General features: G+C 56.6%; 1 pseudogene. It reads right to left on the bottom strand.

Features of this window, described 5'->3' with window-relative positions:
• Positions 1–107: 107 nt before the first annotated feature.
• Positions 108–221: pseudogene (locus H6B10_RS18950) on the bottom strand (FtsX-like permease family protein); the annotation flags it as partial.

Here is a 221-nt window from a genome sequence, read left to right as displayed (position 1 = left end):
GATGCTGGCGGCCCTGGTGTTTGCTACCCTGGTGGGCCTGATCTCGGGTATTCTGCCCGCCAATAACGCTGTAAAAATCAGCGCCCTGGAAGCCATCCGCCACGACTGATGCAGGAACTTTCCAGCAGGAACATGGTACGGATATTGCCCAGCTCACAGCCCAGCACCTTCATGACGCCGATTTCCCGGGTCCGTTCATAGATGGCCATGGTCATGGTATT

It is taken from the genome of Gemmiger formicilis, from assembly GCF_016901605.1.
Lineage (GTDB): Bacteria > Bacillota > Clostridia > Oscillospirales > Ruminococcaceae > Gemmiger > Gemmiger formicilis_B.
The sequence above is the reverse complement of the archived record's forward strand: the minus strand, read 5'-3'. Positions and strand labels throughout refer to the sequence as shown.